The organism is Herbaspirillum sp. LeCh32-8 (genome assembly GCF_017814915.1).
Classification (GTDB): Bacteria; Pseudomonadota; Gammaproteobacteria; order Burkholderiales; family Burkholderiaceae_D; genus Herbaspirillum.
Genome location: NZ_JAGIPZ010000001.1, coordinates 382,965 through 405,367, shown reverse-complemented (window position 1 = coordinate 405,367; position 22,403 = coordinate 382,965). Strand labels below are relative to the sequence as shown.

General features: G+C 65.2%; 17 protein-coding genes, 1 tRNA gene and 1 pseudogene. 9 read left to right on the top strand and 10 right to left on the bottom strand.

What is annotated here, in order from left to right; translation table 11 throughout:
* Positions 1-17 precede the first annotated feature (17 nt).
* The 3 genes from J8I26_RS01880 to J8I26_RS01870 form a co-directional block, all read right to left on the bottom strand.
* A complete protein-coding gene (locus J8I26_RS01880) occupies positions 18-911 on the bottom strand; it encodes a phytanoyl-CoA dioxygenase family protein (RefSeq protein WP_209603520.1) in 894 nt (297 codons plus the stop codon).
* A gap of 169 nt (positions 912-1,080) precedes the next feature.
* Positions 1,081-2,808, bottom strand: coding sequence for a diguanylate cyclase (locus tag J8I26_RS01875; protein ID WP_209603519.1), 1,728 nt, complete (start codon positions 2,806-2,808; stop codon positions 1,081-1,083).
* Between the two features lie 373 nt (positions 2,809-3,181).
* Positions 3,182-3,271 (bottom strand) — tRNA-Ser (locus J8I26_RS01870).
* Between the two features lie 306 nt (positions 3,272-3,577).
* On the opposite strand from J8I26_RS01870, the gene J8I26_RS01865 reads away from it, so the two are divergent.
* Positions 3,578-5,458, top strand: coding sequence for a GGDEF domain-containing protein (locus J8I26_RS01865; RefSeq protein ID WP_209603517.1), 1,881 nt, complete (start codon positions 3,578-3,580; stop codon positions 5,456-5,458).
* Between the two features lie 115 nt (positions 5,459-5,573).
* Here J8I26_RS01865 and serS read toward each other — a convergent pair whose 3' ends face one another.
* Entirely contained in the window at positions 5,574-6,875 is a 1,302-nt protein-coding gene (gene serS / locus J8I26_RS01860) for a serine--tRNA ligase (protein WP_209603515.1), read from the bottom strand.
* Positions 6,876-7,071: 196 nt separating this feature from the next.
* Here serS and J8I26_RS01855 point away from each other — a divergent pair, with 196 nt between their 5' ends.
* Positions 7,072-7,695 (top strand): anaphase-promoting protein, encoded by a 624-nt coding sequence (locus J8I26_RS01855; protein ID WP_209603513.1) that lies wholly within the window; start codon positions 7,072-7,074, stop codon positions 7,693-7,695.
* An 88-nt stretch (positions 7,696-7,783) separates the two neighbouring features.
* Here the strand turns inward: J8I26_RS01855 and J8I26_RS01850 are convergent, their stop codons facing one another.
* A complete protein-coding gene (locus tag J8I26_RS01850; RefSeq protein ID WP_209603511.1) occupies positions 7,784-9,076 on the bottom strand; it encodes a replication-associated recombination protein A in 1,293 nt (430 codons plus the stop codon).
* Positions 9,077-9,278: 202 nt separating this feature from the next.
* On the opposite strand from J8I26_RS01850, the gene J8I26_RS01845 reads away from it, so the two are divergent.
* Together J8I26_RS01845 and fdxA are read left to right on the top strand one after the other, a co-directional pair.
* Positions 9,279-9,623 carry a GFA family protein gene (locus J8I26_RS01845; RefSeq protein WP_209603509.1) on the top strand — a complete coding sequence of 115 codons (345 nt, stop codon included), beginning with the start codon at positions 9,279-9,281 and terminating at the stop codon, positions 9,621-9,623.
* Between the two features lie 132 nt (positions 9,624-9,755).
* On the top strand, positions 9,756-10,094 hold the full coding sequence (fdxA, locus tag J8I26_RS01840; RefSeq protein ID WP_209603507.1) for a ferredoxin FdxA: 339 nt from the start codon (positions 9,756-9,758) through the stop codon (positions 10,092-10,094).
* A 65-nt stretch (positions 10,095-10,159) separates the two neighbouring features.
* On the opposite strand, the gene lolA is transcribed toward fdxA, so the two are convergent.
* A complete protein-coding gene (gene lolA, locus J8I26_RS01835) occupies positions 10,160-10,801 on the bottom strand; it encodes an outer membrane lipoprotein chaperone LolA (RefSeq protein ID WP_245200082.1) in 642 nt (213 codons plus the stop codon).
* 153 nt (positions 10,802-10,954) lie between these two features.
* A complete protein-coding gene (locus J8I26_RS01830) occupies positions 10,955-13,297 on the bottom strand; it encodes a DNA translocase FtsK (protein ID WP_209603505.1) in 2,343 nt (780 codons plus the stop codon).
* Between the two features lie 296 nt (positions 13,298-13,593).
* Here J8I26_RS01830 and trxB point away from each other — a divergent pair, with 296 nt between their 5' ends.
* The 3 genes from trxB to J8I26_RS01815 all read left to right on the top strand — a co-directional run bounded on the left by trxB (position 13,594) and on the right by J8I26_RS01815 (position 15,714).
* On the top strand, positions 13,594-14,547 hold the full coding sequence (gene trxB / locus J8I26_RS01825) for a thioredoxin-disulfide reductase (RefSeq protein WP_209603503.1): 954 nt from the start codon (positions 13,594-13,596) through the stop codon (positions 14,545-14,547).
* 119 nt (positions 14,548-14,666) lie between these two features.
* Positions 14,667-14,978 (top strand): I78 family peptidase inhibitor, encoded by a 312-nt coding sequence (locus J8I26_RS01820; RefSeq protein WP_209603501.1) that lies wholly within the window; start codon positions 14,667-14,669, stop codon positions 14,976-14,978.
* 76 nt (positions 14,979-15,054) lie between these two features.
* A complete protein-coding gene (locus J8I26_RS01815; protein ID WP_209603499.1) occupies positions 15,055-15,714 on the top strand; it encodes a Smr/MutS family protein in 660 nt (219 codons plus the stop codon).
* 26 nt (positions 15,715-15,740) lie between these two features.
* Here the strand turns inward: J8I26_RS01815 and J8I26_RS01810 are convergent.
* Positions 15,741-16,525: pseudogene (locus J8I26_RS01810) on the bottom strand (helix-turn-helix transcriptional regulator).
* Between the two features lie 105 nt (positions 16,526-16,630).
* On the opposite strand from J8I26_RS01810, the gene J8I26_RS01805 reads away from it, so the two are divergent.
* Complete coding sequence (locus J8I26_RS01805; RefSeq protein ID WP_209603497.1) at positions 16,631-17,473, top strand: TSUP family transporter; 843 nt, start codon at positions 16,631-16,633, stop codon at positions 17,471-17,473.
* Here J8I26_RS01805 and J8I26_RS01800 read toward each other — a convergent pair.
* Together J8I26_RS01800 and J8I26_RS01795 are read right to left on the bottom strand one after the other, a co-directional pair.
* The gene (locus J8I26_RS01800; RefSeq protein ID WP_209603495.1) at positions 17,457-18,776 is read right to left on the bottom strand and encodes a leucine-rich repeat-containing protein kinase family protein; all 1,320 of its coding nucleotides are present in this window, start codon (positions 18,774-18,776) and stop codon (positions 17,457-17,459) included. The two genes, J8I26_RS01805 and J8I26_RS01800, sit on opposite strands and share 17 nt — an antisense overlap.
* Before the next feature lie 57 nt (positions 18,777-18,833).
* Positions 18,834-20,111, bottom strand: a complete 1,278-nt coding sequence (locus J8I26_RS01795; protein ID WP_209603493.1) for a PA0069 family radical SAM protein — start codon at positions 20,109-20,111, stop codon at positions 18,834-18,836.
* Between the two features lie 239 nt (positions 20,112-20,350).
* Here J8I26_RS01795 and J8I26_RS01790 point away from each other — a divergent pair, with 239 nt between their 5' ends.
* Complete coding sequence (locus tag J8I26_RS01790; RefSeq protein WP_209603491.1) at positions 20,351-22,375, top strand: sigma-54-dependent Fis family transcriptional regulator; 2,025 nt, start codon at positions 20,351-20,353, stop codon at positions 22,373-22,375.
* Positions 22,376-22,403: the final 28 nt, after the last annotated feature.

Here is a 22,403-nt window from a genome sequence, read left to right as displayed (position 1 = left end):
AAAGGATGAACCGGAAGTCAGGTGCTGGCCGCCTGCTGCGGCACCTCGACCTGCTCGAAGAAGCGCTTGCCGCTGGAGGACTGGTTCTCGTAGATCGAGCCCTGGTTCAGCGCCGGCGGCAGCGGCATGCGCACCGGCGCATCGCGAAAGCGCGGCACGATGGTGGGCTCGCCCTGCAGCAGCAGGCTGTTGAATTCCTCGAAGTTGGGCACGCCCATCAGCGGGAAGGCATCCGACGCGCTCACTTCGTAAAGCAGGAAGTTGCGCGACATGGTTGACCGGTTCTGCGCCGAGCCGTGCACCGCGCGCACATGATGAAAGGACACCGATCCGGCGCGACCGACGATGGGCACGGCACGGTCCAGGTTCAGCCCCGGCGTGTTGGGATCGAGCGCGCCGCAGAAGCGGCCGTCGGCATCGTGGTGGTCGTAGGTCGGCCCCTTGTGCGAGCCGGGCACCACCAGCATGGCGCCGTTCTCCAGCGAGGTGTCGTCCAGCATCACGCCCACGGCCAGGATGTCGTCGTTGGTGGCCGGATAAAAGGCCCAGTCCTGGTGCCACTCGACCGGCGAGCCGAAGCGCGGTGACTTCAGGTTCAGCTTCGAGTTCTGCAGGCGCAGGCCCGGCCCCAGCAAGGCAGCCAGCACCTCAAGCATGGGCTTGGAACGGATGAACTCTTCAAACACCGGATGATTCCTGTGCGGCTGCTTGATGCGCCGCAGGCGCGGCTCGGCCGCGGTGTGGCCGCGCTCCAGGTCGAACACGTCGGTGTGGCTGCTGACCTTGCGCGACTGCTCCACCCATTGCGCCAGAGCATCCTTCATGCGCTGGCGCATCAGGTCGTTGAGAAGCTCGGGCACCACCAGCCAGCCCTCTTCCCGGTATTGCGATACCTGCTGTTGCGTGATCATGGCTTGTCTCCTTTTATAGGGGCGGCGTGGCGCCTTGCAGCGCGTGCCCGCCCTGTTCCAAAATCAATGTTCGCGCGAACATAATAGGTCGCAAAAAAACCGGAGTCAACTCCGGCATCCAAAATAATCCGACGCCTGCGACACGGCGCGCCGGATCAGAACATTCATTTCAATCGCCCACTTCGACCCGGTTGCGCCCCTGCTCCTTGGCCACATACAAGGCGGTATCGGCCAGCTTGATCAGCTGTTCCAGCCCCCGGCCTTCGGCCAGCGTCGCCACGCCGAAACTGGCGCTGACGCGGATGTGCTGGCCGCCGTCGATCTCGAAATCGCGACTTGCAAGCGCCTCGCGCAGTTTCTCGGCAACCGCGCGGGCCTGCGCCAGGTCGGACTCGGGCAGCAGCACGATGAACTCCTCGCCGCCATAACGCGCCAGCACATCGACCTTGCGCAGCAGCTGCGAGGCGGTCTGCGCGACGCCGCGCAGGATGGCGTCGCCCGAGAGGTGACCGTAGGTATCGTTGATGCGCTTGAAATGGTCGATGTCGAACAGCACCACCGACAAGGCGCGCTCGTAGCGTTGCGCCACGCCCATCTGCTGCTGGCCGTAAGAAAAGAACGCCCGGCGGTTCAGCAGCCCGGTCAGGAAGTCGGTGTTGGAGGAGGTCTGCAGCTGCGTGATCAGCGCCTCGCGTTCCTTGGCCAGGCTGTTACGCTCAAGGATGCGCTCCTTGAGCACGCGCAGCGCGCGCATCATGCCGCCGATCTCATCGTCGTAGCGCCCCTTGGGAATCTCCTGGTCCAGCTTGCCGTCCACCAGCCCCACCACCAGGTCGGTGGCATCGACCAGCGGCCGCACCACGCGCTTGCGGATCATGTACATCAGCAGCTGGAAGAACAGACAGGCGATGATGGTCAGGCCGATCACCGTGACCAGGAAATTGCGTGCCTGCACGTTGCGTTGCTCGGCGCGCACCATCATGTCGTTCAACAGCAGGTCGCGCAGGTCGAGGATGGACTTCATCTCGGGCACGTAGCGTCCGGCTAGCTCGGACGGCGTCACGCCATAATCGCCCGACTTCAGCCCCACCTGCAGCAGATAGTCCAGGAACTGGAAGCCGTTGTCGAAATACTGCTTGTCCATATCGTCCAGCGCGCGCTCGAACTCCGGACGCCCGGCGTAAGACGCCAACTGCGCGCTGAGCAACGAGCGCAGCAGGTCGATGCGGCCGTACAGGCGGCCGATCTCGATCACTTCGTCGGAGTCCAGCGGCCGGCGGGTAATCATCGACGGCGTCAGGCGCGAAGCGATCTGGCCGGCATATTCGCGCAGGCTGGCGGCGGCGCGCACCCCGGCCAGGCCGTCGCGAAGGTCGGGGTCGGACTGGTCGACAATGTTGGCCAACTCGCCGGTCACGCGCACCATCACCGGAATCATGTCCACCATGCCGCTGACAGCCGAGGCGACATACAGATGCGTGCGCTGATTCACCGGCTGCAGCGCGACGCGATCGACCGCGGCGCGCGCAGGCACCAGCGCCTGCTGGACGGTGCCCACCCTTTCGACCAGGCCGGAACGGTTTTTGGCGGGATCTTTTTCCAGCGCGCTGCGCAGCTCGGCAAGGGCGCTGTCGGTGGCGGCGCGGGCGGCCTGCAGTTCCTGGTAGAAGCGGTCACGCGTATCGGCGGTCGAGCCCATGTAGGCATTGGCCGGCGCGCGTTCGATGGAGAGCCTTTCCATCGCGATCAGGCCGAGGCGGAAATGCTTCAGTGCCGGCACGCTGTTGGCGCCGCTCTGGTAAATGCTCCATTCGATCCAGACCAGCGAGACCGCCAACGCCAGAAACAACATCAGCAATGCGAAGGAAATCAGCCGGAACAGACGATTCAAGGACATTTATTGGGCCCGCTTCGAAGGCTTACGATTTTTTACGAATATAACAAGGCCAGCGAACCGGCGGCACAAGATCGTGAGCGGGGATGAAAATAAACCACAGGCAGTCCCGATGCGCGAGAACCTACTGAATACGCATCAGGCCAATGCGGCCTGGCAGACGACGTCGCCGCTCCCTCCCCTTGAGAGCAACGATGCCGCGGATGGGCAAATCGGGTGAATTGAATTGATATCGCCTTCCTCCCGGCGCCGGCCGCGAAGAGCGGACTTGCGCGAGCGGGCGATAACACCGATCACCTACCGGAAGACGACAAAAAAATAAGGCCCTGAAAATTTCAGAGCCTTATTCATTTACTGCTATTTTTTTTGAGCCAACTGGCGGAGAGGGTGGGATTCGAACCCACGGTACGCTCACACGTACGCCTGATTTCGAGTCAGGTACATTCGACCACTCTGCCACCTCTCCGGTTAACTTCGGTCGTTCACTGCGTGGTGCAGCAAAGACAGCGACTATAGCAGAGAAATTTTAAGAAGGAAACACTCTTCCGAAAATTATTTTCTTTTCCGCCAACTTTCTACCGCCACGCCCCACCATTTTCACCCGCGCCCTCCCGGCCGATGAGATGCCAGGTGACGCAAATCAAAACGCCCTGTTCTTTTCATGCAAAAACGTTCGCCGGCTGACGTTTTATCATCATCTTGTCATAAATGACTTCTAGCATCGGCGAATTATTTCTCGTTCTTTGGAACCATTCACCTCGGATTCTGCCAAATGGCGCCTCTATCCAATGCCCCCTTCCCGCTCGGCGCTGAAGCTGCCGATCTGATCGCCCGTGCAGCCGGTGGCGCCCAGTCCAATGCCGGGGATCCGATGTTGTCGCTGCTGCATGAAATCATCGCCCAACGCAAGTTGACGGCGCTGTTCCAACCCATCGTGCGCATGCGCAACGGCGAGATCCTGGGCTACGAAGGCCTGATCCGCGGCCCCTCCAATACCCCGCTGCATTCGCCGCTGGCGCTGTTCAAGGTGGCGCGCGCGCACAATCTGTCGGTACAGATGGAATACCTGTGCCGCCACATCGTGCTGGCGCGCTTCGCCCAGCTGGGCTTGCCGGGCAACCTGTTTCTCAATGTCACCCCGGGCGCGCTGATGCAGCCCGAGGCGATTCAGGGCGAGACGCTGCGCTACCTGGAAAAGCTGGGCGTCAATCCTCAGCGCATCATCATCGAACTGACCGAGAACGAGCCGACCTACGACTACGCCCTGCTGCGCAATGCCGCCATGCATTACCGCGACATGGGCTTCCAGATCGCCATCGACGACCTCGGCGAGGGCTTCTCCAGCCTGCGCCTGTGGTCCGAGCTGCAGCCCGAGTACGTGAAGATCGACATGCACTTCGTGCAGGGCATCAACCACGACCCGATGAAGCTGCAGTTCGTGCGCTCGATCCAGGAGATCGCCGAGAAGTCGGGCTCCATCGTGATCGCCGAAGGCATCGAATCGCAGGCTGAGCTGCTGACCATCCGCGACCTCGGCATCGCCTGCGGCCAGGGCTATCACATCGCCCGCCCGACCTCGGAGCCGCCGCGCCTGATCTCGGAAGACGTCACCAAGACCCTGCGCCGCGACAAGGTACCGCTGGCCGCCAACAAATACGGCCAGGCCAAGCGCAACGCCACCGTCTTCAAGCTGCTGCGCGAGACCCAGTATGTCTCGCCCGAGGTGACCAACGATACCGTCTACGACATGTTCGTCAACGATCCGCAGCTGCAGGCCCTGCCGGTGGTCAGCAACGGCCTGCCGATCGGCCTGATCAACCGCTACAGCATGGTCGAGCGCTTCGCCCGCCTGTATGGCCGCGAGCTGTACGGCAAGAAATCCTGCGCCTTCTTCATGGATCCCAACCCGATCCTGGCCGAGCAGGACACCAGCCTGCAAGACCTCTCCAACCTGCTGGTGCAGGCCGAGTCGCACCACCTGTCCAACGGCTTCATCATCACCGACCGCGGCCAGTACATGGGCCTGGGCACCGGCCACGACCTGCTGCGCGAGATCACCCAGATGCAGATCGACGCCGCGCGCCACGCCAACCCGCTCACGCAATTGCCGGGCAACGTGCCGATCAACGACCACATCGAGTATCTGCTGCAAAGCGGCGTGGAATTCTGCATCTGCTACTGCGACCTGGACCATTTCAAGCCCTTCAACGACGTCTACGGCTATCGCAAGGGCGACGACATGATCCAGCTGACCGGCCGCGTGCTGCAGCAAGGCTGCGACGGCGACCTCGACTTCATCGGCCACATCGGTGGCGACGACTTCCTGATCATGTTCCAGAGCGAGGATTGGGAAAAGCGCTGCCGCGCGATGCTGGAGAACTTCGAAGCCGAATCCAAGGCCTTCTACTACGACGAAGACCTGGAGCGCGGCGGCTATCACTCAGAAGATCGCCAGGGCAACTGCGTGATGCACCCGCTGGTGTCGATCTCGCTGGGCGCAGTGAAGATCGAGCCCTCGCAATACTCGTCGCCGCACCAGATTGCCTCGGCCGCCACCAAGGCCAAGAAGCAGGCCAAGAAGACCCAGGGCAACAGTCTCTTCATCGAACGCCGCATCCCGGTGGCCTTCTCCTGGGCCTTGAACGACAACTAAGCTCACCTGGCGAGAAAACGTTTTCAGCGCGACTCACGCCACGCGCCATGTACCAAACAAAACGGCCGCTCCATCACGGAGCGGCCGTTTGTTCTTGGGACGCTGAGAACGCGGATCAGGCGCCCGGCGTCAGCTTGGCGATGCCGCCCATATAGGGTTGCAGCACCTCGGGGATGTCCACGCTGCCGTCGGCCTGCTGGTAGTTCTCCAGCACCGCCACCAGGGTGCGGCCCACCGCCAGGCCGGAGCCGTTGAGGGTGTGCAGCAGCTCGGGCTTGCCCTGGGCGTTGCGGAAGCGCGCCTGCATGCGGCGCGCCTGGAAGGCTTCGCAGTTCGACACCGACGAGATCTCGCGGTAGGTGTTCTGCGCCGGCAGCCAGACTTCGATGTCATAGGTCTTGGCCGCGCCAAAGCCCATGTCGCCGGTACACAGCGTAATCACGCGGTACGGCAGGCCGAGCTTCTTCAGGATGGCTTCAGCGTGGCCCAGCATCTCGTCGAGCGCCTCGTAGGACTTTTCCGGATGCACGATCTGCACCATTTCCACCTTGTCGAACTGGTGCTGGCGGATCATGCCGCGGGTGTCGCGGCCGTAGGAGCCGGCCTCCGAACGGAAGCACGGCGAATGCGCGGTGAACTTCATCGGCAGCGCATCGCCGGCCACGATCTCGTCGCGCACGAAGTTGGTCAGCGGCACTTCCGCGGTCGGGATCAGGTACAGCGCGGCGTTTTCGGCCTCGCCTTCCTGGCCGCCCTTCTTCACGGCGAACAGGTCTTCCTCGAACTTGGGCAACTGGCCGGTGCCGCGCAGCGTATCGGCATTGACGATGTAAGGCGTGTAGCACTCGGTGTAGCCGTGATCGCCGGTGTGGGTGTTCAGCATGAACTGCGCCAGCGCGCGGTGCAGGCGGGCCATGCCGCCCTTGAGGGTGGAGAAGCGCGAGCCCGTCAGCTTGGTCGCTGTGTCGAAGTCCAGGCCCAGCGGCGCGCCGACGTCGACGTGATCCTTCACCTCGAAGTCGAAGCTCCTGGGCGTGCCGACCTTGCGCAGCTCCACGTTGCCGGATTCGTCGTTGCCCACCGGCACCGACTCGTGCGGCAGGTTGGGCACGGCCTGCAGGAAGGCGTGCATCTGGTTCTGCACTTCGTCCAGGCGCGCGGCCGAGGCCTTGAGCTCGTCGCCGATGCCGTTGACTTCAGCCATCACTGCGGAGGCATCCTCACCCTTGCCCTTGAGCATGCCGATCTGCTTGGACAGGCTGTTGCGCTTGCCCTGCAGTTCTTCGGTACGGGTCTGGATCTGCTTGCGCTCAGCCTCGAGCGCATTGAAGCCGGCCACATCGAGGACGAACTTGCGCGCCGCCAGGCGGGCCGCGACGTTGTCGATGTCTTTACGGAGGAGTTGGATGTCGATCATGGAAACAGGGAAACAGTAAAAAGTGATGCGCTTGAAAACGGAAGGGCAAAACAGGGACAAACACGGCCCAAACCGCGATTGTATCAAGCCGGACGCCTTTGCCGGGCATTGCCGCAGCGTTTGCGTCAACAATTTGGCCCGGCGGCGCCCCGGACAAGGTACCATTCGGCCATTTTCCAGCAAACATCTGCCCGCCATGTCCGACCGACCCGACACCGACGACGCCCCCAAGACGCCCCTGCCGCTTTCCATCCTCGGCCTGGTGGCCGCCTGCAGCATCGCCGTGTGGGCCGGCGTGCACTACATGACCAACGACGCCAGCCTGTTCTACGGCTTGCTGGCGGGCCTTTCCTTCGGCGCCACCTTCGCCTTCGGCCAGCAGATCAAGAACCGCTTCGTCCCGCCCAAGCAGCGCAAGACCGACTGGCGCGTCCAGGCGCCGGGCGCGGCCGAACTGAGCCCGGCCAAGCTGGCGGCCCAGGCCGCGCGCAAGATCAGCGTGGAATTCGACGAGCAGGAAATCCGCACCATGGTGCGCGGCGCGAAACGCGAAGGCATCGCCTGGAGCGACGTCGGCGACGTCACCATCCGCATCAGCGACGGCCCGCTGCCGCAACCGGAATGGATCATCGCCGGCCAGGTCGAGGGCGCCGTCAAGGGCGTACTGGTGCCCAACGACGCCGAAGGCCTGGACCAGCTGCAGGACGCGATGAAGCAGAAACTGCCCGGCTTCGACGACGACAAGACCTACGAAACGGTGATCGCCGCCATGTCGGCCATGGAAGGCAGCTTCCATTTGTGGCGCCGCCAGCCGGCCTGACTCGCCTCCCAAGCTCCCGGCCGCGGCGCTCGCTCGCGGCCGCCCCTCTGCCCCGCTTTTCCCGTCTTTCCTTCTTGCCCTGAGTGGCTTACTTTGAGTTCTTGCGCGCCTCGCGATCAAGCTCGCGCAGGTGCGCCAGCTTGTCGCTAATCTTGGCTTCCAGGCCGCGCGGCACCGGCTGGTACCAGCCGGGTTCACGAATGCCATCGGGCAGATAGGTCTCGCCTGCGGCATAGGCGTCGGGCTCGTCGTGCGCGTAACGGTAGAGCTTGCCGTAGCCCAGTTCCTTCATGAGCTTGGTGGGTGCGTTGCGCAGATGCTCCGGCACCGGGCGCGACTTGTCCTTGGCGACGAAGGCGCGCGCCTGGTTGTAGGCCATGTATCCGGCATTGCTCTTGGCGGCCACGGCCAGGTAGATCACCGCCTGCGCCAGTGCCAGCTCGCCTTCCGGCGAGCCCAGGCGCTCGTAGGTGTTGGCGGCGTCGTTGGCGATGGTCATGGCGCGCGGGTCGGCCAGACCAATGTCTTCCCAGGCCATGCGCACGATGCGGCGCGACAGGTAACGCGGGTCGACGCCGCCGTCCAGCATGCGCGTGAGCCAATACAGCGCGCCGTCAGGGTTGGAGCCGCGCACCGACTTGTGCAGCGCCGAGATCTGGTCGTAGAAGGCATCGCCGCCCTTGTCGAAGCGGCGCAGTGCGTCCCCCAGGCATTCGGCCAGCACTTCGGTGGTGACCGTCTGCAGCTGCTTGGCCTGCGCCGAGCGCGCCACGATTTCCAGGTTGTTGAGCAGCTTGCGGCCGTCGCCGTCGGCGCTGGCCACCAGCATCTCTTTCGCCTCCGGCAGGAACTGCAAGCCGTCCAGTTCCTCCGCGCTGGCGCGCTCGACCATGGCGCCGAGGTCGTCTTCGGTCAGCGACTTGAGCACATAAACGGCGGCGCGCGAGAGCAGCGCGCTGTTGACCTCGAACGAGGGGTTCTCGGTAGTAGCGCCGATGAAGGTGAACAGGCCGCTTTCCACATGCGGCAGGAAGGCGTCCTGCTGGCTCTTGTTGAAGCGGTGCACCTCGTCGACGAACAGGATGGTGCGGCGGCCGGAGTTGGCGCGGATCAGCTGCGCGCGCTCGACCGCCTCTCGGATGTCCTTCACGCCCGAGAGCACCGCGGAGAGCGCGATGAATTCGGCATTAAAGGAGTCCGCCATCAGCCGCGCCAGCGTGGTCTTGCCCACGCCCGGCGGGCCCCACAGGATCATCGAGTGCGGTTCGCCGGATTCGAACGCCACGCGCAGCGGCTTGCCCGGCCCCAGCACGTGCTGCTGGCCGATGACGTCGTCGAAGGATTGCGGCCGCATGCGTTCGGCCAGGGGAATGAGGTTCATCTTGGAATCGGTTGGTGCCGGCGCCTTGCGTGCAAAGAGCGCCAAAGGCCGTAGTCTAACGCAGAGCGCGGCTACGGGCAGCGATGCCGGCGGCGTGGATTACACTGGCGCTGCATTACACTGGCGCTGCTTGTCCGGCTTCACCCTTGCTTGCATCAACGGCATCGACGGATGCCTGCCCGCCAACCATGAGGAGACCACCATGAAATATCAAGGCAGCTGCCACTGCGGCGACATCAGCTTCACCGCCGAAGGCGAACTCGAACAGGTAATCGAATGCAACTGCAGCTACTGCAGCCGCAAGGGCCACCTGATGTGGTTCGTCGGACGCGACAAGCTCGACGTCACCCTCAAGGGCAGCATGAGCACCTATCGCTTCAACAAGCACGTGATCGACCACCAGTTCTGTCCCCGTTGCGGCGTCGGCGTGTTCGGCATGGGCAAGATGCCGGACGGCACGCCGATGGCGGCGATCAACGCGCGCTGCCTGGAAAACGTCGACCTGGCCTCGCTCAAGCACAGCTTCTACGACGGCCGCAGCGTCTGAACCTTCGCCCGCAGGCCGGCCGTCACGCAATCGTCACGCGCCGGTCACGGCAGGCTCACAGGCCGCTTGGTAAAATACGGCCCGCCGCGCGCCCTGCGCCGGCCGCCTCCTCCACTCCGCGTCTTGATTGCCATGCCCTTTGTTGTCACCGATTCCTGCATCCAGTGCAAATACACCGACTGCGTCAGCGTCTGTCCGATGGACTGCTTCGTCGAAGGTCCGAACTTCCTGGCCATCGATCCCGATGGCTGCATCGACTGCTCGATGTGCGTACCTGAATGCCCGGTCGGCGCGATCTACAGCGCCGCCGACCTGCCGGTCGCCATGGCCCACTTCGAAGACCTGAACGCCAAACTGGCCAAGCACCCGGGTTGGAGGCCGATCACCCAGGCCAAGGCGCCGATGCCCGAACATGAGAAGTGGAAAGACGTGCAGGACAAGCTGCCCATGCTGCAAATGCCGGAAAAATAAAACGGCGACGCCAATGAAAAAGCCCCGCAGGCTTGCGCTTGCGGGGCTTTTTCATGTCGGGACAATCAGTTGTTGAAGACGTCCGCGCCCTTCGGGATGGTAAAGCTGAAGCTGTTGACCTTCAGCGGCGGATTCTTTTCGAAGCTGTCGAAGCTCAGCACCGACACTTGGCCGAAGGAATCATGCAGCTCCATCGCCACCGGCGCGCCGTTCTTCAGGCCGATGCCGATGCGGTCGAAGGTGGTGTCCTTACTTTTGGGCACGGCTTCCAGCCATTCCAGGCCGTCCTTGGCGGCGCCCTCCTTCAGGTTGAAGTTCTTTTCCAGGTCATTGCTGCCGAACAGGATGGCGGCCGGCGACGAGCCCAGTGCGTTGCCCAGCTTCTTGGTGGTGACCTGGTTCAGGTCCTTGTCGTAGATGAACAGCTTTTCGCCGTCGGCCTGGATCACCTGCTCGTACGGCTTCTGGTAGGTCCAGATGAACTTGCCCGGGCGCGAGAACACGAAGCTCCCGCTGGAGGTGTTGATCACCTTGGCATTGCCGTTGTCGTTGCGCACCAGGCGCTGGGTGAAGGTGCCCTTGGCCGATTGCGTGCTGGAGACGAATTGCTTGAACTGGTCCAGCGCCGCCGCCGAAGCGCGGCCCGGGGTCAGCGCGGTGATCGCGATGGCGCCGGCTACGGCCAGCGCCGAGATGCCTGCCGCCATCACCAGGCGGCGCAGGTTCAGCGCGCGCGTGCCGGCTTGGGAAGAGCGGGAAATCGCACCGCCGCGGCGGTGCATGCTTGTCCTGGAATTGTCCATGTTGTTGTATCCGTTCAGAAGGTTCGCTGCGCGTGGTCGGCGCAGCGTGTTTGCAGCTTACTCGGGCTCGCCGCCGGCAGCGCCGGCCGGCACCAGGATCTCGCGGTTGCCGTTGGACTGCATGGTCGATACCAGGCCGCTCTGCTCCATCTGCTCCAGCAGGCGCGCGGCACGGTTGTAGCCGATGCGCAGGTGGCGCTGCACCAGCGAGATCGAGGCGCGGCGATGCTTCAGCACCACGGCCACGGCCTGGTCGTACAGCTCGTCGCCCTCGCCGCCGCCGGCCCCACCTGCACCACCGGCCGCGCCGCCGTCGGCGTCCTCGAGCACGCCTCCCTCTAGGATGCCCTCGATGTAATTCGGTTCCCCCTGGCTCTTGAGGTGCTCCACCACGCGGTGCACTTCATCGTCGGAGACGAAGGCGCCGTGCACGCGCATCGGCAGGCCGGTGCCCGGCGGCATGTACAGCATGTCGCCCATGCCCAGCAGGGTCTCGGCGCCCATCTGGTCAAGGATGGTGCGCGAGTCGATCTTGGACGACACCTGGAAGGCGATGCGGGTCGGCACGTTGGCCTTGATCAGGCCGGTGATCACGTCCACCGACGGACGCTGGGTCGCCAGGATCAGGTGGATGCCGGCCGCGCGCGCCTTCTGCGCGATGCGGGCGATCAGCTCTTCCACCTTCTTGCCCACCACCATCATCAGGTCGGCCAGCTCGTCGATGATGATGACGATGGTTTCCAGCTGCTCCAGCGGCTCCGGTGCGTCCGGCGTCAGGCTGAACGGGTTGGGGATCTTCTCGCCGCGCTTCTCGGCGTCGGCGATCTTCTGGTTGTAGCCGGCCAGGTTGCGCACGCCAAGCTTGGACATCTTCTTGTAGCGGCGCTCCATCTCTTCCACCGCCCAGTTCAGCGCGTGGCCGGCCTGGCGCATGTCGGTCACCACCGGCGCCAGCAGGTGCGGGATACCTTCGTAGATCGACAGCTCCAGCATCTTGGGGTCGATCAGGATCAGGCGCACCTGGCGCGGCGTGGACTTGTACAGCAGCGAGAGGATGGTGGCGTTGATGCCCACCGACTTGCCCGAGCCGGTGGTGCCCGCGACCAGCAGGTGAGGCATCTTGGCCAGGTCAGCCACCACCGGGTTGCCGGCGATGTCCTTGCCCAGCGCCACGGTCAGGCTGGAGTGGCTGTCGCCGTAGACCTTGGAGCCGAGGATCTCGGTCAGGCGCACGATCTGGCGCTTGGGATTGGGCAGCTCCAGGCCCATGTAATTCTTGCCCTGGATCACTTCCACCACACGAATCGAAGTCAGCGACAACGAACGCGCGAGGTCGCGCGCGAGGTTGACGATCTGGCTGCCCTTCACGCCGGTGGCCGGCTCGATCTCGTAGCGGGTGATCACCGGGCCGGGATAAGCCGCCACCACCTTCACCTCGACGCCGAAGTCGGACAATTTCTTCTCGATCAGGCGGCTGGTGAATTCCAGCGTCTCCACCGACACCGTCTGTTGCGCCGGCGGCGCTTCATCCAGCAGCGACAGCGGCGGCAGGTCGGTATTGGCGTCGTCGAACAGGCTGGTCTGGCGCTCCTTCTGCACGCGGTCGGATTTCTGCACCTCGACGATCTGCGGCTCGATGCGGATCGGCGGCGCCTCAACGATCTTGGCGCGTTCCTGCACCACGCTTTCTTCGCGCTTCACGGCCGCCTCGGCGCCGGCCTTGCGGTCGGCGCGGGCGGCGAAGAAGTTGCGCACCCAGAACAGGCCATCCTCGATGGCGCCGCCGATGCGCTCGACGGCGGACAGCCAGGAGACGTGGAAGAACAGCGAGAAGCCCAGCCCGAACAGCAGCAGCAACAGCAAGGTGGAACCGGTGAAGCCGAAGGTCGGCTGCACGGCCTTGCCGATCATCTCGCCCAGCACGCCGCCGGAGGAATGCGGCAGCTTGGCCGCCAGGCGATGCATGCGGGTGAATTCGATACCGAGGCTGCCGGTCAGCATGAAGACGAAACCGACTGCACGGATGATCGGCTCCTGGCGATGCTCGGGCTCGACCGGCTGCTCGACCAGGAAACGATTGGACAGGCTGCGATAGCCGTTCCACACCGAGCGGCCCAGCAGCACGCACCACCACCAGGCCGACATGCCGAAGATGTACAGCAGCAGGTCGGCCATCCAGGCGCCCACGCGTCCGCCCCAGTTGGCCACGCGCGGCACCGAGCTGGCCACGGACCAGCCCGGATCGGTCTTCGAGTAGGTCAGCAGAATCAAGGCCAGGTACAGCAGCAGCGCAGTCAGGGCCAGCCAGCGCGCTTCGGAAATCAGCCGCACCAGGCGGTTGGGCATCGGCGGCGCGGGTGCTTTGGTGTTGCGGATGTGGGCTTGACTCGTCTTCGACATAACTTCCGTGCAAAAAAAACGCAGCCGCCATTGTAACGGCATTGCATTGGCGCTTTGGCATTTCGCGGTTCGGCGAGGCAATGTCGCCGCCGTCCGCGTTATCGTTTCGGCAAGTCCGGCTTGCTGCCGGGCTATCGGATGGATAGCGTAATTCCATCGGCCCGACATAGGGGCTTGGACTATAATCTTACCCGTTTTGCAGCGCGGTAATGACGGGCTGCAGCCAGGAAATAATTGAAATCCCGGGCTCCGCCTCAAGCTATGAAGCAGGTCCCCCAACACACGAAGAGTATCTTATGAGCACGCCCAAACACGCCAAGGTCCTGATTCTCGGTTCCGGCCCCGCCGGCTACAGCGCCGCGGTCTACGCCGCCCGCGCCAACCTCAACCCGGTACTGATCACCGGCGTCGAGCAAGGCGGCCAGCTGATGACCACCACCGACGTCGAAAACTGGCCGGGCGATCCGCTGGGCGTGCAAGGCCCCGAGCTGATGCAGCGCCTGCTGCAGCACGCCGAGCGCTTCAAGACCGAGATCATCTTCGACCACATCCATACCACCAAGCTGTCGGAACGCCCGTTCCGCCTGATCGGCGACAGCGGCGAATACACCTGCGACTCGCTCATCATCGCCACCGGCGCCTCGGCCCAGTACCTCGGCCTGCCGTCGGAACAGGCCTTCATGGGCCGCGGCGTGTCGGCCTGCGCCACCTGCGACGGCTTCTTCTATCGCGGCCGCGAAGTGGCCGTGGTGGGCGGCGGCAATACGGCTGTCGAGGAAGCGCTGTACCTGTCCAACATCGCCAGCAAGGTCACCATCATCCACCGCCGCGACAAGTTCCGCGCCGAACCGATCCTGATCGACCGCCTGCTGCACAAGGTCACCGAGGGCAAGATCACCATCCAGTGGCACAACACGCTCGATGAAGTGATCGGCGACGACAGCGGCGTGACCGGCATCAAGATCAAGTCGACCCAGGACGGCGCCATCACCGAGATCCCGGTGCACGGCCTGTTCATCGCCATCGGCCACAAGCCCAACACCAGCATCTTCGAAGGCCAGCTGGACATGCACAACGGCTACCTCAAGACCCGCACCGGCAGCGAAGGTTTCGCCACCGCCACCAGCATCGACGGCGTGTTCGCCGCCGGCGACGTGCAGGATCATATCTACCGGCAGGCCATCACCAGCGCCGGCACCGGCTGCATGGCCGCGCTCGACGCCCAGCGTTACCTGGAAGGCCTGGAATAAAAATTTGTGCGCTGCGATAGAACTCGCGGCGGGATGCTCCATCAAAAAGCCGGTGGCGAGAAAATCGCCCCGGCTTTTTTGTTGCACGTTCATTAACGAAAACCATTAAAGGAAGAACCGTGCCCCGCTCCCGCACCAACAATGCGCTGCTCTCCCTGCTGGCCTTGGCCGGGGTGCTGGCCGCCTGCAGCGCCGCCCGCGAGCCGGACACGGCCAAGCCCGGCCCCGGCGACTGCGACGCTGCCAAGGTCGACTACCTGATCGGCGAGAACGTCAGCGGCTACATCGAACGCAAGGCGATGGCCGAATCCGAGGCGCAGGATGTGCGCGTGCTCAAACCCGACTCCGCCGCCACGATGGACTTCAACCCCAAACGACTCAACATCCATACCGACCCGGGCAAGGTCATCATCAAGCTGGCCTGCGGCTGAGCTTGCGCCTGTCTGCTGCAACCAGCTGCGGCGTTCTGTTAAAGTAGCCCGCTGGGGAGTTTCTGCAGGCTGCATCATGGCAACAATCAAGGATTTTTCCGCACTCAAGGGACTGCGCAAGGATTTGCAGGCGCAGGAAAAGGCACGCGCCGAGGCCGAGGCTGAACGCCTGCGCAAGGAGGCGCGAGCGCGCGCGGAAGCCGACATCTTCCGCAACAGCATCGGCCAGGTCGCGCCGCTGCGCGCCAAGGCCGTCGACAAGGCCCACCATTTGCCCGAACTGCCCCTGCCCATTCCTCGCCAGCACCTGGCCGATGAGCAGGCGGCGCTGATGGAGTCGCTGTCCGACGAATTCACCGTCGATACCCTGATGGACAGCGACGAAAACCTCAGCTTCGCCCGTCCCGGCGTGGGCGCTGATGTGCTCTCCAAACTGCGGCGCGGCAATTGGGTGATCCAGGCCCAGCTCGACCTGCACGGTTATCGCCGCGACCAGGCTCGCGAAGCGCTGGGCGAGTTCCTGCGCCAGTCGAGAAAGCGCGGCATCCGCTGCGTGCGGGTAATCCACGGCAAGGGACTGGGTTCGGTCAACAAGGAACCAGTGCTCAAGCACAAGGTGCGCAGCTGGCTGGCGCAAAAGGACGAAGTCATGGCCTTCTGCCAGGCACGCGCGGCCGACGGCGGCGCCGGCGCGCTGGTGGTGCTGCTCAAGTCGAGCGAGCGTTCTTCCGGCTGAACAAGTCGGCCTCTGAAAGGCGGGGTTCAGGCCTTACCGGCTGATTTTCCGGCACCGCCCGGCACTTCCCGCAGACGCTTTTCCTTCCCCAGCCGCCCCACGGCATGCGCCGAGGGCGGATACCCCGCCAGCTTCCTGAACATGGTCGAAAACGCCGCCGGCCGCTCATAGCCGAAATCGAGGGCGATGCGCGTCACCGCCTCGCCCGCCGCCAGCCGCGACACCGCCAGCACCACGCAGGCGCGCTGGCGCCACTCCTGAAACCCCATCCCGGTCTGCTCGCGAAAACGCCGGCTGAAGGTGCGCTCGCTCATATGCAGCGCGGCAGCCCACTCGCCGGGCCGCGACTGTATGCTCGGGCTCAGCATGAAGCCCTGGCACAGCCCGGCCAGCGCCGCATCGCGCGGCAGCGGGATGTGCATCGGCAGCTCGCGCGCGCGGCCGATCTCGTGCACCAGCAAACGCATCAGGTCAGCGTCGCGCCCCTGCTCCGGATAATGCTGCTCCATCTCGGCCGCCTCGATCAGCAGCTGGCGCAGTAAGGGGCTCACCTCCAGCACCTGGCAACTGTCGCCGGCGCGCGGCGACGCCTGCGGCTCGAGGTAGGCGCTGCGGGTGGTCGCGGCGGCACCACCCAGGCCCCATCCTCGGTGACCACCTGCATCAGGCCGCTGACCCCGTACAGCAGCTGGGCGCGCCGATGGCTGTGCCAATGCAGCAGCGTGCCGTCCTCGTAGGCGGCGCCGGCGGCCACCACAGGGCGCGGCACGGCGTCGATGCGGTCGATGGGAAGTTGATAGGGCCGGTTCATGAGTGACGGAGCTGGCTGAAATTCGAACATTATTGTCCCCGCATCGAAAGCCAGTCAAACCGGCGCAGCCTATCGTGCAGTCATCGTCCTCTCCCCTGCGCCATCATGAACTACTACCTCACGCTTGCCGCCTTCGGCCTGCTGGCCGGCTGCGCCATCCCTCTGCTGCGCACCGGCAGCGGCGCGGCCGTGGTGCCGCTGGTGTATTGCAGTCTGGTTGCGCTGCATCCGCCGGGCAGCGCCGCGCATCGCCTGGCCATGCATATCGCGGTCGCCACCTCGTGCTGCGTGCTGGCCGTTACCGCCGCAGCCGCCTGTCGCCGACAGCTGCGCCTGTGCCGGCTCAACTGGCGCAACGCCTGGCCGATGTCCGGCTATGCCGCCGCCGGCGCGCTGTGCGGCGCCTTGTCCGCGCTCTCGTGCTCGCCGTTCCGGCTGCGCCTGCTGTATGTGCTGTATCTCAGCGCCCTGATCACCGACTGCGCGCTGCGCTTTGATCGCCTGGCACGCAGGAGCCGCGCGCACGCCATCCTGGCGCCTGCCCTGCCGCGCCGCTGGCCTGCGCCGCTCAACGCCCTGGTATTGCTGGCCGCAGGTTCGCTGGCGGCCGGGGCCGGGGTGGGCGGCGGTGCGATAACCGTGCCGCTGATGCAGCGCCAGGGCCATGCGCCGGGCCAGGCTGCCGCCATGGCGAGCATGCTGGCGGCCAGCGCGGGCGCAGCGGCGTCGCTGATGTATCTGGGCGCGGCCTGGCGGCAAGGGCAAGCGGCGGGATTGGGAAGTTGGTACGCCGGCTACATCGACCTGAGCGCAGTCGCCGTGCTGTCTGCCGCCGGCCTGCTCGGCATGCGCCTGGCGGCGCCGTTCGACGGCGCGCTGTCGGAGCGGCTCCGGGTGGGCGCCTACATGGGACTGTTGCTGCTGGTCTTGTTCAAAATGACGACCTGATTGCCTCGATCGTGCGTTCGATCACATCGAAACCGGGGCGCGCGCCCGGCGCCGTCGACAGGCAGGCATCACACAAGTCCTGCAACACCGCGCCCGCGGCGCCCTCAGGCGCGCAGCGCGCCAGCAGTTCTTCCAGCAGACAGCCGAAGGCGCGCGCTTCGATGGCCTGCAACGCTGCGGCATAGGGCGCAGCGCCGAGGTACATCGAAGCCGCGCCGAAGTCGCCCAGCAGCGCCTGTCCGGTTGGGCGATGCAGGATGTTGTGGGCATACAGGTCGCCATGCATGATGCCGCGGCGATGCAGGTGGGCGGTCGCCGTGGCGATGTCGTGCGCGATGCCCAGCGCGTGCGGCCAGCTGAACGCAGCATCCTGCGCGTAGACGTCGCGCGTGCAGGACTGCAGGCTGGGCGGCCCGGCCAGGTTGACAAAGGCAGGATCGATCAGCGGCATCACCAGGCCGTCGACGCCATCGGGGTGGCCCTCAAGCCGCCCCAGCACCGGAATCAGCCCATCATGTTCGCCCGCCCCGATGCAGGCCGCCATCTCGCACTCAGGCAGACCATCGCTAGTGACCGCGCCCTTGAAGAGCTTCAGCGCCGCCGCACGTTCATCGTCGCCGGTGCGCCAGCGCACCTCGTGGATCACGCCCGAAGCGCCCTCCCCCAATGTGCGCACCAGGGCCAGTGCGCTCCATGCAATCCCCGGCACATGCGCCTCATGCTCGGCCTGCGACTCCGCCGGATGGCAAAACGGGTTGCCGGCGAACGCCAGCCAGCTCAGTCTCGGCAAATCTGCCAACCAGCGCGGGAACTCCTCCAGCGCATTGGCCGCAAGCCGCAGCAATTCCAGCCCGTTGCACCCGGCCAGTTCGGCCGGCAGCGCGCGCAAGCGGTTACCGGCCAGCATCAGCTTTTGCAGACGCGTGCAACGGCCGATCTGCGGCGGCAGCTGCGCGATGCGGTTGTCGGTCAGCACCAGCCAGCGCAGGGTAGACGGCAAGGATTCGCCGGGCACGCGTTCGATGCGATTGGCCTTGAAGCCGATCATCTCCAGCCCGTCACAACGGCCCAGCACCGCCGGCAACTCGGTGAACTGATTGTCGGAACAGAACACGATGCGCAGCCGGTGCAGGCGCGGCAGGTCGTCCGGCAGCGCGCTCAGCTGGTTGCCGCTCAGGTCGAGGATCTCGAGCGAGTCGGCCAGCGTGAAAATCTCGCGTGGGAATTCGCGCAGGCCGCAAGACAGCGACAGGCGCTTGATGCCGGCCAGCTGGCCGTTGCGCAATTGTTCCAGGGTATGCATGCCGAGGGCGATGGAATTGAAAGCGCGCAGTGTAGCAGCGCCCGCCTTTGCAGTCGCTCAGAACAGGTCGAGCTGCCCGTCGTTGCGGCGCAGTTGCTCGCGCACCGTCGGCGCCACCAGCGGCCGCCTGAACTGGCTGGCGTCGAGCGTGGCGAAGGCGCGGTTGCGATGGCTGATGCCCAGCCGCTTTCCGGCTTTCTCGAAGCGCTGATGCAGCAGGTCGGCCCAGACGCCGGTGCCGCGCATGCGAGTGGCGAAGTCGGCGTCGTAGTCCTTGCCGCCGCGCATGTCCTGGATACGGTTCATCACGCGTGCGGCGCGCTCGGGGAAATGCGCCTGCAGCCACTGCCGAAACAGCGGACTCACCTCCCACGGCAGGCGCAGCACGATGTAGCCGGCCTGCCCCGCGCCGGCCTCGACGGCTGCTTCCATCACGCGCTCCAGGTCCGGCTCGGTGACGAAGGGAATCACCGGCGCGATCGACACGCTGACCGGAATGCCGGCCTCGGCCAGCGTGCGAATCACGCGCAGGCGCCGCGCCGGGCTGGCCGCGCGCGGCTCCAGCGTGCGCGCGATGGCCGGATCCAGCGTGGTGATGGTAACTGCGGCGATGGCCTGGCGTTTGGCGGCCATCGCCGCCAGCAGGTCGATGTCGCGCTCGATCAGCGCCGACTTGGTGATCAGCGCCACCGGATTGCCGCAGTCGTGCAAGACCTCCAGCACGCGCCGGGTCAGCCTGAGTTCGCGCTCGATGGGTTGATAGGCATCGGTGTTGATGCCCACCGTGATGGTGTCGGGCACGTAGGACGGTTTGGCCAGCTCGCGCAGCAGCAGCTCGGGCGCGTTGGTCTTGGCCACCAGCCGGCTCTCGAAATCAAGGCCGGGCGACAGGCCGAGATAGCTGTGCGAGGGTCGGGCGAAGCAATAGATGCAGCCGTGCTCGCAGCCGCGATAGGGATTGAGCGAGAGCGAGAACGGCAGGTCCGGCGAACTGTTGCGGCTGATGATGGACTTGGCCGTCTCTTCGGTAACGATGGTCTTCAGGCGCGCGGGCTCGTCGTCCTCCTCGCTGCCCTCCTCGCCCGGCTCCTCGGCGCCGCCCACGCCTGCGCTGAACGGCAAGGGCTGCCAGCCGTCGTCGAACTCCTCGCGGCTGACCGTCTCGTAGCGGCCGCGCAGGTTCGTGACCGCACCGCGGCCCTTGCGCGCGACCTGATTGCGGTGGATGTAATGCTCGGGCGTGAGCGTGGGGTCGTCGTCGGTCGGCCGGGACGAGCCGGGCTGCTCCGGAAACGGCGCTGCGATGCCTTCGGGAAACTTGGGAAAACGGGACACTGGAGTAACGCCAATACTGTATATATAAACAGTATTTTGCCCACTCATTCCCGTCGCTGCAAACCCTGTTTCAATTTTTCCCTTGCCGCTCTGCCAACGTCCTCTGCGCTCGCCGCGATCGGGCGGCAACCGGTCCGATTAATCGGTTATGCTTGAACACCCTCAGCTTCCCGAACCATAAGAAATAGAATACCGGGAGATAAGGATCATAAGGACCGCCAGCGTCCAAGGAGACAACGATGCAATTCCAGGCAAACCGGCCAGGCGCCTCGCTGGACCATGGTCCCGTGGTGCAGGCCGCAACCGACGGCGTGCTCGATGTGCAGCAGGTCATCGAACGTTCGCATCAGCGCAGCTCTTCCTACGGTCTCACGCGGGCCCAGCGTCCCGACATGTCGGCGCTCTCGCGCGCCGACCTGGCGCAGGCGCTGCAGTCCAGCCAGGCCTTGTTCGGCCATGCGCAGCCGGTCATGGAAACGCTCTACGACCAGATCCGCAATACCCACAGCATGGTGATCCTCTCGGACTCCGACGGCACCATCATCCACACCATGGGCGACAGCGACTTCCTGGCCAAGGCCGACCGCGTGGCGCTCGGCGCCGGCGGACGCTGGTCCGAGCAGTTGCGCGGCACCAATGCCATCGGCACCGCGTTGTTCGAGCAGAAGCCGACCACCGTGCATGCGCAGGAACATTACCTCGACGCCAACCGCTTCCTCACCTGTTCGGCCGCGCCTATCTTCGACCACCGCGGCCAGGTGCTGGGCGTGCTGGATGTGTCGGGCGAATGCGGCAGCTTCCACAAGCACACCATGGCGCTGGTGCGCATGTCGGCGCAGATGATCGAAAACCAGCTGCTGGCCGGCAGTTTCCCCGACTGCATTACGCTGCACTTCCACAGCCGTCCTGAGTTCGTCGGCACGCTGGTCGAAGGCATCGCCACCTTCACGCCCGGCGGACGCTTCCTGGCGGCCAACCGCAGCGCGCTGTTCCAGCTCGGCCTGCCGCTGGCGGCGCTGCAGTCGCATACCTTCAGCTCGCTGTTCGGCATGCCGGTGTCGACGCTGTTCGACCATTACCGCAAGGCCGCGCCCGGCATGATGGCGCTGTACCTGCACAGCGGCATCCAGATCCATGCGCGCGCCGAGATGCGCCTGCGTGAGCAGTATTTCCAGAACGCGCGCGACGCGCTCAGCGACGCGCCTGCGCCTTCACCGATGGCGGCATCGACGTCCGATGCGCCGACGACCCGCACCGCACGCAACCATCACGCGCCGGCGCGCCCCGACCTGCAAGCGCTGGACACCGGCGACGACAGGATGCGCGCCCTCATCGCCAAGCTGCGCAAGGTGATCGACCGCGACATTCCCATCCTCATCACCGGCGAAACCGGCACCGGCAAGGAATGGCTGGCCCAGGCCATCCATCGCGACAGCGTGCGCTGCAAGACGGTGCAGGCGCGCGGCGCCGGTGCGCCCTTCGTCGCGGTGAACTGCTCTGCCATTCCGGAAAACCTGATCGAGGCCGAACTGTTCGGCTATGAAGACGGCGCTTTCACCGGCGCACGCCGCCGGGGCGCGTTGGGCAAGATCGCGCAGGCCCAGGGCGGCACGCTGTTTCTCGATGAAATCGGCGACATGCCGCTGGCGCTGCAGGGCCGCCTGCTGCGCGTGCTGCAGGAGCGCGCGGTGACGCCCCTGGGCAGCAATCGCGTCATTCCGGTGGAGTTCGCGCTGGTGTGCGCCACCAACCAGCCGCTGCGCGAGATGGCCGCGCGCCATGCCTTCCGCGAAGACCTCTACTACCGCCTCAACGGCTTGCAGGTGAAACTGCCGGCCTTGCGTGAGCGCAGCGATCTGCCGCAGCTGGCGGCGCTGATCCTGCGCCAGGAAGGCGGCGCCGACGCGCCGGCGTTCGACGATGAGACGCAACAGCTGCTGCGCGCGCACCGCTGGCCCGGCAACCTGCGCCAGCTGGCCAACCTGATCCGCACCGCGCTGGCGATGGCCGCCGGCGAAACGCAGATCGGCCTGCGTCACCTGCCGGACGATTTCCTGGAGGAAGCTGAAGCAGAGGATCCTGTGCCCATGCGCGAACCGGCATCGACAGGCAGCGCCCTGCCCGCAACCGCCTCGCTGCAGGACAACGAATGGCGCGCCATCGAACAGGCGCTGCGCGCGCACGACGGCAACGTCAGCGCCGTCGCCCGTGCGCTGGGCGTGTCGCGCAACACCATCTATCGGCGGCTCAAGGCACGGCACTGACGCGCAACGACGGCCCGCGCACCGTCGT